This window comes from Treponema peruense (assembly GCF_016117655.1).
Lineage (GTDB): Bacteria > Spirochaetota > Spirochaetia > Treponematales > Treponemataceae > Treponema_D > Treponema_D peruense.
Genome location: NZ_CP064936.1, coordinates 2035490 through 2051732, shown reverse-complemented (window position 1 = coordinate 2051732; position 16243 = coordinate 2035490). Strand labels below are relative to the sequence as shown.

The window sequence follows — 16243 nt, the reverse complement described above, 5'->3', positions numbered from 1 at the left end:
AGTCGACTTTTCCCTGCTCGTTGGTTTCTTAGCTCAGTCTTGCAAGCTGCTTAAAATCATAACCAAGCATCAACAAACCCCATTCTGTTCCGACTTTTTTTGAACCGCGAAGATGAAATCTGCGGAATTTCTGGTTGTCTTTTATCTGACCGAAGACAGTTTCACACTCTGTCGAACGTTTTTTCATGAGTTTCTTATATTCATCTGTTGCGAGAAGATTTTTTACTTTCGATTTTTGTTCCAGCCAGTGTTCATTTCTTTGAATCATTCGTCCATATTCTGACTTTGTACATAATTCCCGGTAAGGACAGCCTTCACAATTGTCACACTGGTAAACATCATAAGTTTGAAGATAACCGGAATGATTTTTCTTTGTTACCGTTTTTTTGTAGGGAACAGGATTTCCGGCCGGACAGGTATACAGTTTTTGATTTGAATCATAATTCCAGTTTTCAAAATTGAATGTTTTCTTTTTGAAACTGCGCTTTGTTTCTTTTTCGTAAGTTGAATATTTTATTGCTCCAATAATTTCTTTTTCTTCAAGATAATCATAATTTTCTTCACTCCCATAACCGGCATCGGCAATTATTGTTTCAAATTTGCAGTCCAGGCGGTTCATTACATTTTCAAGATGAGGTTTCAGAGTTCTTGTATCTGTTGGATTCGGAAATACATCATAACCAATTACAAAATTATTTTCAGTTCCGACCTGAATGTTATAACCCGGCTTGAGCTGTCCGTTGAGCATTGCATCTTCTTTCATGCGCATAAAAGTGGCGTCTTCATCTGTTTTTGAATAGCTGTTTCTGCCCTTGAATGTCGCATTTGCTTTTTCGTATTTTTCTTTTCTTGGAAGATAGTCTTTTTCAATCAGCCGTTTTGCTTTTTTCAGTTTTTTTTTAACGTCTTTTGATTCCTCGTTGATTGAATCTGCAATTTCATCAAGTTTCTTATTAATTTTGTCTGCAACAGCTTTGATTTCTTCACTTGTAACGGTAATGTCTTCACCAAGTTCGGCGAGATCTTTGTTGCCGTATTCTCTGTTTTCCACGTCTGTTATTTCTTCAACTTCTTTCAGGAATACACGGAGTTTTTCATCCAGTTTCTTTTCGTTTTTCTCAACTGCTTTTTTCCACACGAAAGTATATTTGTTTGAAGCGCTTTCAACCTTTGTTCCGTCAACAAATATTTTTCAAGACTGACGAATCCTTTTATATTGAGAAGTTTTACGGTTGAGATGAAAATCTCTTCGATTGCATCCTTCAGTTTTTCTCCCCGGAATTTGTTGATTGTTCTGAAGTCCGGAGTCTGGTTTCCGGCAAGCCACATTACATTGATATTTTCGCGGCACTGTTTTGCAATCTGGCGTGAAGAATAAACTCCTGTCATGTAGCAGTAAATCATTACTTTTAAAAGCATGACCGGATTGTAACGGCTTGCTCCGCCACCTTTTGTATATTTTGCGAATATTTTTTCGATGTTAAGTTCATCTACTGTTTTGCTGACAGTTCTTACTAAATGATTCTGCGGAATCAACTCGTCCAGACTCGGTGGTAACAGCCATCTTTCTTCCTGGCTGTATGGTTTGAATGTGATTTTATCACTTATGCCTCTGCTCATATTTAAATTTTAGCACAGATGAATTTGTTTGTCATTAAAATAATGAAGGCTGTCTCGTACTTTTGAGACAGCCCCGTTGTTATTTTTACTCTTTATTCAGAGTAAAATAGATATTTTCTATATCAGAGATTTCATCTGGTGAATCTGTCTGTTTTATGATTTTTCCTTCTTTGATTATAATGATTTTATTGCAAATCTGTTTAATTACATTCAGGTCATGGCATGAAACAAGTATTGTCTGTTCTGGTGAATGAATTTTTTTTATGTAATCAAGCATTATTTTTTGACTGACAGGATCTATACCCAAAAAAGGTTCATCAAGCATACATAATGCTGTATTTGATTTTAAGGCTCCAATAAGTGACAGTCTTCTTTTCATTCCTGTAGACCATTCTCCTATTGGCGTTAATGCTGAATCTTTTAACTTGATTTCTTCCAGAGTCTGCATTATTAGGTTTTTATCAATATTTTTATTATTTCGTAAAAAAATAAGTTCAAGATTGTCTTTGCCTGAAAGCCGCGGATACAAACCAAGTCCTTCGGGCATAAATCCAATATTTTCGCCTTTATTTAGGAACAATTTTATACTTCCGCCTGCCGGTTTTAAAATTCCCCCAATCAATCTGAATAAAGTTGTTTTTCCAGCACCGTTATGTCCGAGTATACCCAAAACATCACCTTTATTAACAGAAAGATTCAGGTTTTCGTACACATTTTTTCTCTTATAAGAAAAATCAAGATTCGAAATTTCAAGTATTTTTTCCATTATTCCATCCATTTTATAATTTCAATCAACTTATGTCCATTAAAAATTTTATATTTACCAGTTGAATAAACCCCTGATAAAAACTCGGTGATTGATATATCAAGTTTTGTATAAACTCTTTCTAAATTATTTAACTCATAACCAAAAATAGTGCCAGATATTCTGTTTGTAAAAATATCAATAAAAAAATCATTTGCGGCATATTTGAAATTATAAGAAACTTTTTCATTAAATCTTTTTTTCTTAACTTTTACTTCTAAATTTGAAAATGAAATTTCATTGGAACTAGTACGAATATTTTTATATAGATTATGTTTTTCTGTTAATAAAGATTTAATTTTACCATTGCAAATCAGTTTGCGAGTTTTAGAAGGAAAACCTATTGCTGTACTTTTATAATAAACTCTTCCGTTTTTTAATTTCGGGTTATCATACAAACAGATACTTTCGTCAATACAAAAATTTGGAATGGTTGTAAAAACAGCATTTTCTTTTATATAATTTTCATTTAAAGATAAAGCCAAGGCTTCTATTACTTTTTGAATTATTTCATATGAAAATATACAAAATCCTTTGGGAAGAATAAATTCCGAGCTTTCAAATTTTGAAATTTCTATTATCTCCTTATTTATAAGGTCACTTTTAGTAAGAAAATTATTTAATGTTGTTTCTAAACGGAAAAATGAATAGCAGAAGTTATTTAATATAAAATTTTGAATACATATTGCTTCGTTAATTATACTTTTTATACGATTTATCAGAATATCACAATGAATAAATATACTCTGTGTATTATGAATAAATAAATTTCTTTTTGAATACACAGATTTTCTTAAAGTATTTGAGTTTAAAGCAATAAAATTTGTTTCGGTTATTATGGTATGATTTACCAAATTAATAGATTCCTGTATTTGGTAATCTAATTGAGAAGTTAGTATATTTTTTGAAAATTTTTCTTCTATAAAGTTATAACTTGCTTTACATATTAATTTATTTTCTTTCATAAAGTACTCGTAAATTTTTTGTATATAGTATGCTATCCGGACTAAAAAGGCCAACAGGAATTTTTTGTCCCTTTTTAATACAGGTTGCTATTTTAAATTGAAAATTTTGATTTATTATAATTAAATTCTCTATGATATTATTTATTTTTCCAAAAATTCTTACATTTTTAATAGGAAATAGTCCAGATAAATATCCTTCGGTAGCAAATAATTTTATATCACCAGTTTGAGGATTTACACTTCCGTATATAAAGTCTTGTATTTCCAAATAATCATTAGTATCAAAAGGAATATTTTCATTAATATTTGATGATACCTTTATTGTTTTCATTCTTGGCAAAGGTTCCTTAAAAAAATCTTCTTGTCTGTAATTTCCTTTTCCAATTTCGGAAATTATTTCATTCTCCTTGATAAGAACCTCATTTTTTATTATGTCTCCACGATCATCCAAACTTCCTAGTCCCAAGAATTGAGAAAATGGTTCTGATATATTTTCAACAATAATATTTTCAGGAAATGAAATATGCCTTAAAATACTATCTCCAGAATAAATATCTTCTTCAAGCATATGTCCAATCAATTCGTGAAATATATAAGCTGTAGAGGATCCTTTTAGTAATAAATAATTAACTTTTTCAGTAAAACTTTTTAATTCGTTCTGTTTGATAGTTTCTTTTTTAAAAAGGTCAATGTATTCATTTTTATAAATTGCTTCAAAAAAATCAATTATGTTCTTTCCAAAAAATTGTTTAGTTTTAATTCTATTGTCTATCTGCATTGAAGCTTCAAGATATTCTTGTTGGCGTGTATCTTCCAAGTTATTATCAAAAATAACTCTTTCAGAAGATTTAGAATAGATAAACTGTAAGTTCCCCCTTTTCTTTTGTTCAACTTTGCCAATATAATTACTTATGATGAAAGAATCTTTATAACTATTTTTGTTTAACTTCAATTTAGGATTTTCTACTTGTTGAGAATATATTCTATTTTTACAACGAACAAAACTAGTTGTTTTTATATTAATAGAATTTCTGTTATTTGAAATTATCAAAGAGATATTATTCTTTATTTGTTCCTTTATTTTTGCCATACACATTCCTTCATTTTACTATGTAAAATACCCTGAGTAAGGCAACCTAGACATTCGTGTAAATATCTGCAATTATTACAATCATCTCTAGAAGGAGCCTTTATGTTATAGAATTTTTTACCATATTTTGTTAACCCCTCAATTAATTTAATCTTATTTAAATTAAACATTGAGGTTCTGTTTAATGTGCATGGATAAACATCTAAATTTGAAGAAATTGTTAACATAAGTGTTCCACACCCACAATTTGGGGACTTTCTGTTAGATATAATTTTACTGCTGTATTCAGAATTTGATACTACAAATTTTTTTGTAGAATATTGCTGAGAAAAGTGATTTATAACTTTAATTAACTCTTCGGTATTAACTAAAATTTCTTTTGTTGCATTTCCTTCTTCTATTATGTTTGATATTCTATGAAGTTTCACTCCCAGTGTCTGTACTAAGGCAGTAACAGCTTCCACTTCACTAAAGTTAATTTTTTGTACACACATAGCCGTATGTACTTCAATATTCATTTTGACTAATTTTTGAATTACGTTTATAGTTCGTTCAAAACAACTTCTATTTTTTCTGATAGAATTGTGAGTGTCTTTTAATCCATCCAAACTTACTTGTACAAATCCATGATTTTTTTGAATCTTTGAAATCAGTCCTAATATATAATCTTCTTTTTCGGGCGGATAAAAACCACTTGTTGTTATTAATACTTTTATTCCGTTATTTACCAAGGTATCTATAACATATTCAATTTGAGGGTAAAGCATTGGTTCACCCCCTGTTAGTTGAATAGTACTTACTTTAATACTAATCAGGTCATCAAGAATTTTATGAATTTTTTTTTCAGAAATTTCAATTTTCTCTGTTTTGTCTAAGTAACAATGAGAACAATTAAGCAAACATTTCTTTGTTAATTCAAGAGTAATATAATCCGGTGTGAAATATTTTGTTGTGCCAATAACTTGTGGAAAATATCTGACGTTTTCATTCAAAAAACATGTTTTTTTTAACAGTATTATAAATTTATTTACTTTTTGTTCAACACTGTATTTATCTTCATGATATTTGTTTGAAAGTTTTTCAATAATTGAATTCGGATTATTTTCTTTGGCTAATAACTCTAAAATTGAAAGACCGGTTTCATTAATTCCTTGTGAATATTCATAATTAATTTTTGGGTCAAAGATTTTCAAATAAGAATTTTGAGGTTGTCTGACTATAGTTTTAATATTTTTATTAAAGTATAACATTCTAAATTTCCATATAATAATTGCTTTTTTTGTATAGAGCGTTAGCTGCAATCAAAGTGATTAATGCTGTCATAAAACAAATTATATTCACAAAAGGATTAAATGGGTTTTCAAAAAGAATTGAAAAGACAATTAAAATCAATACGGGGAAAACAAAACCCAAACCACCAAAATATCCTGCCGTTTTTTCATCACCAATAAGAATTAGAATAATTGATGTCATGTTAATTCCAGTCAGGTTAAGAAAAACCAGACAGATTATTTTGAAAAAATACAAGTGAAATTCTACACGGCAAGTCATTAAGATAAGATAGTAAAATACACAAACAATTAACGATATTGCCAGATAAGTAACAGTTTTGGCAAGAAAAAATACACTTGTTTTATTTGCAATTTTCACAGACTCAACAATTTGATTCCGTTTGTCAGAAAACAAAGAAAACTTCAGCATTACTCCTGATATGCTCTGGCTAGCAGTTAAGGCAAAAACAGAATATAAATCCAGTTTGCTTTTTACCGGAACAGTATATTTTACAGAAACATATGTGATAATCAAAAAACATGCAAAAAGAAAAAACAGGCTTTTTTTTGAAAAAAACTGTTCTTTGATTTCTTTTTGTATAATCTTAAAAAAATAGTTCATTTTAGTTTGTTGAAACTCCATATTTTCATCTTCAAAAATGAAGCAGCAGAAAAAAATCCAGTTATAACCGTAAACCCAAGAGTAAATAAAACGGAAGTTACCGTCTGCAATGATAAATTTAATTTCTCACAAAAAGATAAATATAAAATCGGAACGACCAGTCCGAACAGACTTGTATATTCATTAATTTTTTCATCTGAAATTTTAGTACATAAAAAGAATGAAAAAAAATTCGAACTGAGAATAATAAATAAAACTGATAGAAAATCAAATATGTTTTCAAATAAATGTATTTCTGTAAAATTAAGAAAAACTGAATATCCCGTTAAAAAAACAAATGACAGCATATTTGAAAATGTTGACTTTGTGAAAAAAACACTAAATCTTTTTTTTGATATAAAATCCAATTCAAGTACACCGCATAAAAAATCAGATTTTAGGGACTGTGAAAAATAATATGACCCCATGCAGGAAGAAAACATGATGCCCACCATGTAAAATGAATGTATCCCTGTTTTTTCAATTTGGGTTGAAAGTGTTGATATTGCGCAAAAAAAAGCAAAAATAAGAAAAACCGATAATAAATATTTTTTGTTAAATAGGAATTCTGTCAATTCTTTTTTTAACAGGCATTTTATATAAAACATATTCTCTCTCTTTCTGATTATTGACTGCTGCCAAAATCATCGGGCAACAGTCAATAAATTAGGTACTAGGCCAATGACATTGGCACATTACAAGTCGGGATTAGCGGTACCAATGCTAAAGCTGACTGAAAGAAAAAGCCACAACCTAAACAGCTGCTTTCCGTAAATTCTGGATTTTCCATATTTTCACTCCTATTTATAAAGATAATTTATTTTAATATTTTTTTTTATCATAGTCAAGTTATTTAATGTTGACAGTTATTTAATGTTGTTTATAAGTTAAAAATACATTAAAATGTCTGAATCGATAAAAAAAAACCGGAACCACGCAGGTTCCGGCCTTTTTTTTACATCTTTGCTACTCCGTCGCCGCTTTCACAGGCGAAGAAGCCGGCATTGTAGCCTATTGTTTTTGTGTATGTGTCCTGTACATTTTTTACAAAACTGTCAATGTTGTCTTTGTGAACGAGTGCTATTCCGCAGCCGCCGAATCCTGCTCCGGTCATTCTTGCGCCAAGGCATCCTTCCTGCTTCTGCGCTGTTTCTGCAAGTGTATCAAGTTCAATTCCGGTAACTTCGTAATCTGTTTTCAAAGATTCGTGGGACTCGTTAAGAAGTTCGCCCAGTTTTTTGAGGTCACCGCCGTTGAGTGCCTTTACAGCCGCAAGAACACGCGCGTTTTCATAGATGCAGTGCTTTGCTCTTTTCTGAAGAATCTCATCTTTTACTGCAGCCTTTGATGCTTCCCATTCTTCTGGCGTAAGTTCGCAGAGTGCATTTATTTTGAGTCCCGACTCTTTAAGAAGTGCAAGTGCCTGTTCGCACTGGCTTCTGCGTTCGTTGTATTTGCTGTCGGCAAGTCTTCTCTGCTTGTTTGTGTTCATGACAACGAATCTGTAGTCTCCCAGTTCAAGCGGGGCATATTCGTATTCAAGAGTATTGCAGTCAAGAACAATTGCAGTATTTTTTTTGCCCATTGCGATAATGAACTGGTCCATGATTCCGCAGTTGACGTTCATGAATTTATGCTCGCTCATCTGTCCCAGTTTTGCTATTGTAATGCGGTCAATTCCAAAACCGAATGTTTCGCTTACTGCATAGGCAAATCCACATTCAAGTGCCGAAGAAGAAGAAATGCCGCCGCCTGCAGGAATGTTGCTTGCCATGAGAATTTCAAATCCGCAGTCAAAGTGATGGCCTGCTGCCTTTAACTGTGAAAGAATTCCGTTAAGGTAGTTTGCATAATCATTTTTTTTGTCGAACACAAATTCGTCGTTAATGTCAAACTCGAATGTTCCGGGAAAGTGAATGTCGTTGTAGATTATTTTTGAGTCACCGCGTTTTCTTATTGCAACATAAAGGTATTTGTTGATTGCAGCAGGAAAAACTTTTCCGCCGTTGTAGTCGATGTGCTCGCCTATAATGTTTATTCTTGCAGGCGATGAATATACCTGAACGTCTTTTTCGCTTCCGCCGTAAATTTTTACAAAGTCAGCCGGAAGATTTTTTGGGTCGTATGTAGTTGAAGTAAGTGTGTTCATTTCTTTTCGTTTTGATAAAATTCCGGCTGCGGCTGCCGTTTTTACCATGCCTCCTGTTTGATCGTGTAATTTTATGATAACAGATAGTATTTGTGTTTTCAAGCAAAAATATGCATTTACTGCGCAACCGTTGCCCGCGTTGAAAAAAAGTCTCCTAAACGCTATTATAGTAAAAATGGAAAATAAAAAAGGAAAATGTATGACAAATAAAGTTTATATTATAGGCCACCGCAATCCCGACACAGACTCAGTTGTAGCGGCCACAGCTTATGCACGACTCAAGCAGCTTTTGGGAAAGAAAGAATATGTTGCAGCCCGTGCAGGAAAGCTTGCACCGCAGACGGAATATATTTTAAAAAGATTCAATGTAGAAGCACCGCAGTATATTCCGGATTTGGTTCCCAAGACTGAATATTACATGAGCGAAAAGTACATTACCGTTGACCAGGATGTTTCTTTGTGGAAAGCCGTAGACAAAATGATCAGCACGAACGCTTCTGTTCTTCCCATTGTAAACGTAGACGGAACATACCAGGGACTTTTGAATTACAATGCGTTTGCCCTCAATTCGTTTAAGATTCTTAACCCCAAGCGTGACGATATTTTTCTTACGAGCCTTAATCTCGTAGAAAAAACACTGAATGCAACTCCTATAGTTGAATTTGATCCTGACGATTACTTTAAGTGTTCCCTCGTTGTAGGCGATGACGATACAGAAACTTTCAAAAAAATTCTTTCTGAACGCAAGAGTGAAAACATAATTGTCATTACAGGCGACCGCGAAGATATTCAGAAGGCAAGTATAGAAGCCGGAGTACGCGCGCTTATTGTTACAAAAGATTATGTTATTGCAAAAGAGCTGCGCGAACTTGCCAAGGAAAAGAAAGTTTCGGTTTTGTCGGGACATGACAGCACAGTTACCACAGCCATGCTTATTGAATATTCTTCTCCGGTAAGTGCAATGGCAGACAAAAAAATTCGTCCGGTAAGGGCAGATGATACTGTACAGAAAATACGCCCGCTGCTTGCCGAAAGCCCGTCGCGCTGTCTGCCTGTTATTGACGAGAATTACCGCGTTATAGGAATTATAAGCGAAAGCGATCTTTTGCACGAAGCAAACATTCAGGTTATTCTGGTTGACCACAACGAACCGCAGCAGGCTGTAGAAGGAATTGAACATTACATAATCCAGGAAATTATTGACCACCACAGAATCAATACTTTTTCTACAAGAACACCGATTAATTTTATAAACAGGCCGGTTGGCTCAACAAGTACAATAATTGCAAACCTTTACCGCGAAAACAGGGTTTCCATTCCAAAAGACATGGCTTCACTTCTTCTTTGCGGAATTCTCAGTGACACTCTTATTCTGCAGTCCGGAACAACGACAGATTACGATGTTGCCACGGCGGAATATTTGAGCAGCATTACGGAACTGGATATTAAAACTTTGGGAAACGATATAATAAAGAGCGGAAGTCACATCGACGGCCGCAGCGCACAGGAAGTAATCCACCAGGATATGAAGGATTACAGCGAAGGAAAGTACAAGTATACCGTAAGCCAGATTGAAGTCGACAGCACGCGTGAAATTATTGAACGCCGCCGCGAATTCCTTGAAGAACTCGAAATTGAACGCCGCAGTAACGGTGCCCTGTTCAACGCACTTCTTGTTACCGATATTACAAAACTCAGTTCAATTCTGCTTATTGCAGGTGACCCCAAATTCGAAGCGCTTGTGAACTTTCCCAAGAGGGAAGAGCATATTTATTATCTAAAGGATGTTGTGTCCAGAAAAAAGCAGCTCATTCCTCTTCTGAGTGAACTGGTAGGCCGCCTTTCTGATTAGAATTTATTTGCCAGTCCGCGCGCGTAAATTGTTTTTGCAGTTTGCATAGATGATTTTTACCAGTCCGCGTACGCGGACTGCAAGTTTAAACATTTTGCCACAGGCAAAATGTTTAAACTACTCCCACCCAAAAGTTGCAGGCGGCTTGTTTGTAAGATCAAAGAAAATTGCGTCAACAAAGTCCAGCTTTGCTATGTCTGCAACTACATCTTTAAGAATATCCTGCGGAAGCTGTGCAAACCTTGCGGTCATAACATCTTCGCTGCATACAGGTCTGAGTACAATACTGCAACGTTCTGCAGAAGACGCGTAGGGAATATTTATTGTAAGGTGCTGGAATATTTTGTCATACCAGCCGCTTTCGTGAAGTTTTGAAAGCATAATGTCATCTGCCTCGCGTGTCTGGTCAAGCCTTGCCTTGTCGCAGTAACCTTTCTGAAGTACAAGGTCGCTGTCTTTAACAGAAGGATTCTGCCAGAGTTTAATAATACATCTGTTTATGTAATCAGAACTGTTGGTTATTGCGCTTGAAGCTTCTTCGAGTTTTTCCCATTTTTTTGGAAGGTGGTAGAAACCGCCGTCTTCTTTTTTGAATGCAAGTACAGACGGGAAACGGTAAGTCCTGAAGTCGCCCTGTACTCCTACAGAACGCACCGGCAGAACAGAACGCTCAAGACTCTGTGAGCAGTTTTCGCAGAACATGCCAAGCTTTACGCTGTTAAGTTCTTTTTCTGCGGCTGCCATATCGGCCTTGTCCTGGTCAGAAAGAATTCCGTCAGAACACAATACGTTAATGCTCAGTCCCGGTCCCGGGAACGGATGCCTCATTACAAGATCATCAGAAAGACCAATCTTTTTTCCTATAGAGCGCACTTCATCCTTGTACAAATCCCTGAGGGGTTCAATAATAAGCCCCTTTTCGATAAGCTTTTGGATTCCGTCTACGCGGTTATGGTGCGTTTTAATTGTCTTTGAATTTTTTGTTCCGCCGCTTTCTATAATATCAGGGTAAAGTGTTCCCTGTGCAAGCATCCATTTTGACTCGTCAAGATGCTGTCTTGCAACAACTTCGTCCCTTACTTTGATAAAGTTTTCGCCAATGGCCATGCGCTTTTTCTGAGGGTCTGTCATACCGCGGACCGCTGCAAGAAAACTTTCGCTTGCGTCTTCTACAATAAAGTTTGTAAAGCCGTGTGCGTGGTATGCTTTTTCTACCTTTGCGCTTTCATTTTTTCTCATAAAGCCGTTGTCTATGTGCAGACCAAGAACGCGGTCCTGTCCAAGGGCTTTGTTAAGAAGAGCAAATGCTACTGTAGAGTCAACACCGCCGCTCAGGAACAAAAGAATGTTTTTGTCCTTTGCCTGTGTTTTGATTTCTTCAAGAATGTGGTTAAGAACAGTGTCTTCGTCCCAGTTTTTTTCCATTCCGCAGATGGCTGCAAAGTTGGCAAAAATTTTGTTTCCTTCAGGAGTGTCTTTTACTTCGCAGTGGCATTGGAGCGAATATCTTTTTTTTGCAGAATTCTGTAAGGCAGCATAAGGGCAGTCTTTTGTTGCACCGATTACTTCAAAACCAGCACCGGGTACAAGAACTGCATCCTGATGGCTCATCCAAACCTGTGTAGAAGAAGATACTCCCTTAAAGAGGGGAGACTCTTTTCCTGCGGCAGTCTGTTCAAGATGAGCAATACCAAATTCACCGATATTGGCTTTTCCTACGTTACCGCCATAGCATTTTGCCATAAGCTGGTGTCCGTAGCAAAGTCCCAGTACAGGAATGTCCAGATCCAAAAGCTTTTCGTTAAACTCGGGAACATTGTCTGCGTAAACCGAAGAAGGTCCGCCGCTCATAATTATTCCCTTAACGTTCTGCAGTGATTTTTCAGAAACGGACGGAAGAGCAATTTCTGAATAAAAGCCCATCATTCTGAGCCGTTTTGCAATAAGATGCGCATACTGGCTTCCGAAGTCCAAAACTAAAATTTTACTGCGTTCCATTGTGTCTCCTGAATCTGCTATTTCTTTTATTTTATTTGTTTTTTGAAAACTGGTTATTGCACGATGCTGTTATAAAATCCCTGAACAAAGGACCTGCCTTGTTTGGGCGGCTTTTGAATTCGGGGTGGAACTGTGCTCCCAGCATCCACGGGTGATCGGGAACTTCACAAATCTCTACGAGATCGCGCTCCGGGTTAACGCCCGCAATAATGAGACCTGCTTTTTTAAGATCTTCACGGAATTTATTGTTGAATTCATAGCGGTGTCTGTGGCGCTCCCAGATAGTTGTTGTTCCGTATGCCTTTTCTGTAAGGGTTCCCGGTGCAACAGTGCATTCGTATTTTCCAAGACGCAGTGTTCCGCCAAGAATCTTTCCGTTCTGGTCGGGCATAAGGTCAATAACAGGATGCGAGGTTTCTTTGCATATTTCTGTGGAATGTGCATCCTTCCAGCCAAGAACATCGCGTGCATATTCAATTACAAGAATCTGCATTCCAAGACAAATACCAAAGTACGGGACTTTGTGTGTTCTTGCATATTTTGCAGCCAGAATCATTCCTTCAATTCCGCGTGAACCAAAGCCGCCCGGAACAATTATGCCGTCTGCAAAGGAAAGTTTTTCTTCTGCCGCGCTGTCGTCGGTAATCTGCTCTGAGTCAACCCAGTCAATTATTACTTCTGCTTCGTTTGCTATTCCGCCGTGTGTAAGGCTTTCTACAACAGAAAGATACGCATCGTGAAGTTCAACGTATTTTCCTACAAGGGCAATGTGCACGGTCTTTTTTGGGTTTTCAAAAACATTGACCATGCGTGTCCAGTCTTCGAGATGTGTTTCTGTATTTTCTATTCCAAGAGCCTTGCAGACAGCTTTTCCAAGTCCTTCTTTTTCCATGTTGAGCGGAACTTCATAAATTGACTTTGCGTTAAGATTCTGGATTACACAGTCAGTATCTACATTGCAGAACTGTGCAAGCTTTTCGCGAGTGGTATCTGTAAGCGGAACTTCTGTTCTGAGCATGAGTATGTCGGCCTGGATACCAAGTTCCTGCAGTTCCTTTACGGAATGCTGGGTAGGCTTTGTTTTTATTTCGTGGGCCTTTTTCATGTAAGGAACAAGAGTCAGGTGAATGTAACAGCAGTTTTCTTCACCGACTTCGTACTTCATCTGGCGGATTGCTTCTATAAACGGGAGCGATTCAATGTCGCCGACTGTTCCGCCAATTTCTGTAATAATTACATCTGCATTGGTTTCTTTTGTAGAAAGAAGCATTCTTCTGAGAATTTCTTCTGTAACGTTTGGAATAACCTGAACTGTACCGCCGTTGTAACCGCCTTCACGCTCTTTGTTAAGAACAGACTGGTATACGCGGCCTGCAGTTGTGTTACTGCTTTGGGAAAGCGTTGCATCAGTAAAACGCTCGTAATGTCCCAGGTCAAGGTCTGTTTCGGCACCGTCGTCCGTAACAAAAACTTCACCGTGCTGAATAGGATTCATCGTACCCGGATCAATGTTAAGGTACGGATCGAATTTCTGGTTTACAACTTTTAGTCCGCGGCTTTTGAGAATAAGCCCAAGAGATGCGGCCGCAATTCCTTTTCCAAGACCGCTAACAACTCCACCGGTAATAAAAATGTACTTAGTCATTTGCACATTATAGTGGATATTCTTTAGTTAGTCCATAAAATTTGGCAAAGTAATTGCTTATTCGGGAAAGTGCCTTTGACGCGGCACGCGGGTTTTTGTCCAGAATCATAAAAAATGTTTCTTCGGGAATGCGCACAATTTCTGCATCTGTCCAGGCAGTGGCATCTTCATTTCGCAGTTCACGCAGCATACAGGCTTCTTCACCAAAAAAGCAGCCCCTGTCGGCAAAAGAGACGTGGTTCAGCCTTGTAATGCGAACCGTTCCTTTTGAAACATAAAATGCGTCTTTACCAACCTGTCCGGTAGAGTAAACGTTGTCTCCCTTTTTGAGCCTGATTGTGTTCAACTTGTTTTTAAGAAGATAGTCGGGTCTTATAAACAAAAGGCGTTTTGAAAGGTCTGCAAGGCTTGTTTCATCGCGTGCCGGAAGAAGATAAAGTTCGCAAAGAAGCAGCGTGTCAAAAAACTGGAACACAAAAAGCCACTGTGCAAAAAACAGGAATATAATAAAGAAGAAAAAAACTTCCATTAAAAGAACAATCGTGTTGCTCAGAACGCCATAAATTACATTGTATTTGTTTACGTTGATAAAAAGATTCATAATCTTAAGGAATACAATGAACGAAAGCGTACTTCCCGCGGCAAAAAGCATGCATGTAAAAAAACTGGGGCGTGTTCTGCTGCCGGACTTGTAAGCGAGAGATGTTGCTATAAAAAGAAAAATATACGGGAAAAGCGACGTAAACAGGGCCGAAACAAGCCGCGCTGGTCCCGGAAGAAGGTTTGCCAGCTCTGTAAGAACCGGGATTTTTTCTATTGTTTTGAACGTTATTGAAAGAAAAACGATTGTCGCAATTCCTACTACAATTACGGCTTCACCAGCAAGACTGATGAGCTGTGTCATAAGGGGGCGCGACTTGCGTTCGGCACCAAAGATTTTATTGAGGCCACCCATTACAGACATAAAAAAGCGTCTGGCCATCATTACGATTGCAACACCTATTACAATTTCGAAGTTCGTTACAGGTTTTATTTCTGAAAGGGAGCGGACAAAATTGTTTTTACTCAGAAAGTCACCCAGTCCGCGTACAGTTTCCAGAAGTGCCGTTACAGTTTCGGGCGAGGCGTGCAGAAAGCGTATGAGAATTACGATAATCATCATGGCAACGGGAATTACAGAAAACAAAAAACCGAAGGCACAGGCCGAAGCGTATGAAAGCAAATCGTTTGTAAAGAAAAAGTTTATTGTAAGGTAAAGCGACTGTATTACTGTAATAAATGACGGCTTTTTTTTAGACATTGCTTAGGTTTTAGCTCGCGTTCTTGCGTTTTGCCGCCATGTTGTAGTAATTGAGTATGTCGTATGCAGTGTCATCGGGGCGTGCATTGTTGATTACAGTCATCATAATCTTCTGTGTTGTTTCAGAAACATACTGCCTTATTATGCTGCGTGTTTTTGTGCTTGTATTTGGCAGCAGTAGAAGAACCCACATTATGCCGTCGGGAATTTCCTTTACGGCAAAGACGACTGCTTCTATAACAATCTGCTTTGAACCCAGCCTGAGCGTAACATCGCGCAGAATGAAATTCTTTCCTACAATCTGGGACAGTGCCGGCGGAACTTTTACCGACATTCCCACAGAACTTATGTCCAGAAGCTTAAGCTGGTACATTTTTGTTCCGTGGTTCCAGAAAAGGGACGCTTCCTTGTCGCGGGAAAGATTTGCGCGCACATACTGCCGCCGTCCCTTTGCATTTGCTTCCTTAAGAACGCCCAGAATTGATTCAGTAATGAATTTCATGTCGGTGTCAAGCATTGTAATTCCAGCAGGAATCTGGGCTGTTGTAAGAAAGAGTTCACGGTCTGCAGGCCTTATGCGTTCAGAAATTATTCCTATGTATATAGAAGAAAGTACATCTTCTTTTTCAAAGGTTCTGATAAAGTTGTACCAGGAATTCATGGCAAGCTGGGCATCTACGTTGATAAACAGAATTGCGTTTTCATTCAGTCTCAGAAGATTTTTTGCATCACGGTAACTTTCAATTATGTATACCTCGTATTCCTCATTCTGAAGTTCAGTAATAACTTCATTGCGCACTGAATACGCTGGATTGAGAAAAAATATTTTTCTTCCGAAAAGGTCAACTTTGCTTGCCTCTGCTTCTGCCATGGTTTTTCTTTGTTTC

The 16243-nt window shown here is 36.8% G+C and carries 14 protein-coding genes; 2 read left to right on the top strand and 12 right to left on the bottom strand.

Features of this window, described 5'->3' with window-relative positions; all coding sequences use genetic code 11:
* Positions 1-28 precede the first annotated feature (28 nt).
* The 7 genes from IWA51_RS09340 to IWA51_RS09310 form a co-directional block, all read right to left on the bottom strand.
* On the bottom strand, positions 29-1138 hold the full coding sequence (locus IWA51_RS09340) for a transposase (RefSeq protein ID WP_230402643.1): 1110 nt from the start codon (positions 1136-1138) through the stop codon (positions 29-31).
* Positions 1075-1620, bottom strand: coding sequence for a transposase (locus tag IWA51_RS09335; RefSeq protein WP_198442205.1), 546 nt, complete (start codon positions 1618-1620; stop codon positions 1075-1077). Before IWA51_RS09335 ends, IWA51_RS09340 begins: the two co-directional genes overlap by 64 nt.
* 85 nt (positions 1621-1705) lie before the next feature.
* Positions 1706-2398, bottom strand: a complete 693-nt coding sequence (locus tag IWA51_RS09330) for an ATP-binding cassette domain-containing protein (protein ID WP_198442204.1) — start codon at positions 2396-2398, stop codon at positions 1706-1708.
* Positions 2386-3390: a metallopeptidase TldD-related protein gene (locus IWA51_RS09325; RefSeq protein ID WP_198442203.1), complete on the bottom strand. Its 1005-nt coding sequence runs from the start codon at positions 3388-3390 to the stop codon at positions 2386-2388. Before IWA51_RS09325 ends, IWA51_RS09330 begins: the two co-directional genes overlap by 13 nt.
* Complete coding sequence (locus tag IWA51_RS09320; protein WP_198442202.1) at positions 3377-4480, bottom strand: hypothetical protein; 1104 nt, start codon at positions 4478-4480, stop codon at positions 3377-3379. The genes IWA51_RS09325 and IWA51_RS09320 overlap by 14 nt, the downstream gene beginning before the upstream one ends.
* Positions 4468-5673, bottom strand: coding sequence for a radical SAM protein (locus IWA51_RS09315; protein WP_215905256.1), 1206 nt, complete (start codon positions 5671-5673; stop codon positions 4468-4470). The genes IWA51_RS09320 and IWA51_RS09315 overlap by 13 nt, the downstream gene beginning before the upstream one ends.
* Positions 5674-5731: 58 nt before the next feature.
* A complete protein-coding gene (locus IWA51_RS09310) occupies positions 5732-6373 on the bottom strand; it encodes a hypothetical protein (protein WP_198442200.1) in 642 nt (213 codons plus the stop codon).
* Between the two features lie 9 nt (positions 6374-6382).
* Between IWA51_RS09310 and IWA51_RS09305 the strand changes: the two genes are divergently transcribed.
* A complete protein-coding gene (locus IWA51_RS09305; RefSeq protein ID WP_198442199.1) occupies positions 6383-6829 on the top strand; it encodes a hypothetical protein in 447 nt (148 codons plus the stop codon).
* A 538-nt stretch (positions 6830-7367) separates the two neighbouring features.
* On the opposite strand, the gene IWA51_RS09300 is transcribed toward IWA51_RS09305, so the two are convergent.
* A complete protein-coding gene (locus IWA51_RS09300; protein WP_198443694.1) occupies positions 7368-8561 on the bottom strand; it encodes a galactokinase in 1194 nt (397 codons plus the stop codon).
* Positions 8562-8736: 175 nt separating this feature from the next.
* On the opposite strand from IWA51_RS09300, the gene IWA51_RS09295 reads away from it, so the two are divergent.
* The gene (locus tag IWA51_RS09295) at positions 8737-10413 is read left to right on the top strand and encodes a putative manganese-dependent inorganic diphosphatase (RefSeq protein ID WP_329601783.1); all 1677 of its coding nucleotides are present in this window, start codon (positions 8737-8739) and stop codon (positions 10411-10413) included.
* Between the two features lie 117 nt (positions 10414-10530).
* Here the strand turns inward: IWA51_RS09295 and guaA are convergent, their stop codons facing one another.
* Genes guaA through IWA51_RS09275 form a run of 4 tightly spaced genes read right to left on the bottom strand, consistent with a single transcriptional unit; the run spans position 10531 to position 16227 of the window.
* Entirely contained in the window at positions 10531-12411 is a 1881-nt protein-coding gene (guaA, locus tag IWA51_RS09290; RefSeq protein ID WP_198442198.1) for a glutamine-hydrolyzing GMP synthase, read from the bottom strand.
* A gap of 31 nt (positions 12412-12442) precedes the next feature.
* The gene (locus IWA51_RS09285) at positions 12443-14056 is read right to left on the bottom strand and encodes a CTP synthase (RefSeq protein ID WP_177527645.1); all 1614 of its coding nucleotides are present in this window, start codon (positions 14054-14056) and stop codon (positions 12443-12445) included.
* 7 nt (positions 14057-14063) lie between these two features.
* A complete protein-coding gene (locus IWA51_RS09280; RefSeq protein WP_198442197.1) occupies positions 14064-15356 on the bottom strand; it encodes a YhjD/YihY/BrkB family envelope integrity protein in 1293 nt (430 codons plus the stop codon).
* A 10-nt stretch (positions 15357-15366) separates the two neighbouring features.
* Positions 15367-16227: a hypothetical protein gene (locus tag IWA51_RS09275; protein ID WP_198442196.1), complete on the bottom strand. Its 861-nt coding sequence runs from the start codon at positions 16225-16227 to the stop codon at positions 15367-15369.
* Positions 16228-16243: the final 16 nt, after the last annotated feature.

What these genes read in the sequence shown, in the direction of transcription:
- IWA51_RS09335 (WP_198442205.1), bottom strand. Translation starts at nt 1,620, where the DNA reads ATGAGCAGAGGCATAAGTGATAAAATCACATTCAAACCATACAGCCAG.
- IWA51_RS09330 (WP_198442204.1), bottom strand. Translation starts at nt 2,398, where the DNA reads ATGGATGGAATAATGGAAAAAATACTTGAAATTTCGAATCTTGATTTT.
- IWA51_RS09325 (WP_198442203.1), bottom strand. Translation starts at nt 3,390, where the DNA reads ATGAAAGAAAATAAATTAATATGTAAAGCAAGTTATAACTTTATAGAA.
- IWA51_RS09320 (WP_198442202.1), bottom strand. Translation starts at nt 4,480, where the DNA reads ATGGCAAAAATAAAGGAACAAATAAAGAATAATATCTCTTTGATAATT.
- IWA51_RS09310 (WP_198442200.1), bottom strand. Translation starts at nt 6,373, where the DNA reads ATGAACTATTTTTTTAAGATTATACAAAAAGAAATCAAAGAACAGTTT.
- IWA51_RS09300 (WP_198443694.1), bottom strand. Translation starts at nt 8,561, where the DNA reads ATGAACACACTTACTTCAACTACATACGACCCAAAAAATCTTCCGGCT.
- IWA51_RS09295 (WP_329601783.1), top strand. Translation starts at nt 8,737, where the DNA reads ATGGAAAATAAAAAAGGAAAATGTATGACAAATAAAGTTTATATTATA.
- guaA (WP_198442198.1), bottom strand. Translation starts at nt 12,411, where the DNA reads ATGGAACGCAGTAAAATTTTAGTTTTGGACTTCGGAAGCCAGTATGCG.
- IWA51_RS09285 (WP_177527645.1), bottom strand. Translation starts at nt 14,056, where the DNA reads ATGACTAAGTACATTTTTATTACCGGTGGAGTTGTTAGCGGTCTTGGA.
- IWA51_RS09280 (WP_198442197.1), bottom strand. Translation starts at nt 15,356, where the DNA reads ATGTCTAAAAAAAAGCCGTCATTTATTACAGTAATACAGTCGCTTTAC.
- IWA51_RS09275 (WP_198442196.1), bottom strand. Translation starts at nt 16,227, where the DNA reads ATGGCAGAAGCAGAGGCAAGCAAAGTTGACCTTTTCGGAAGAAAAATA.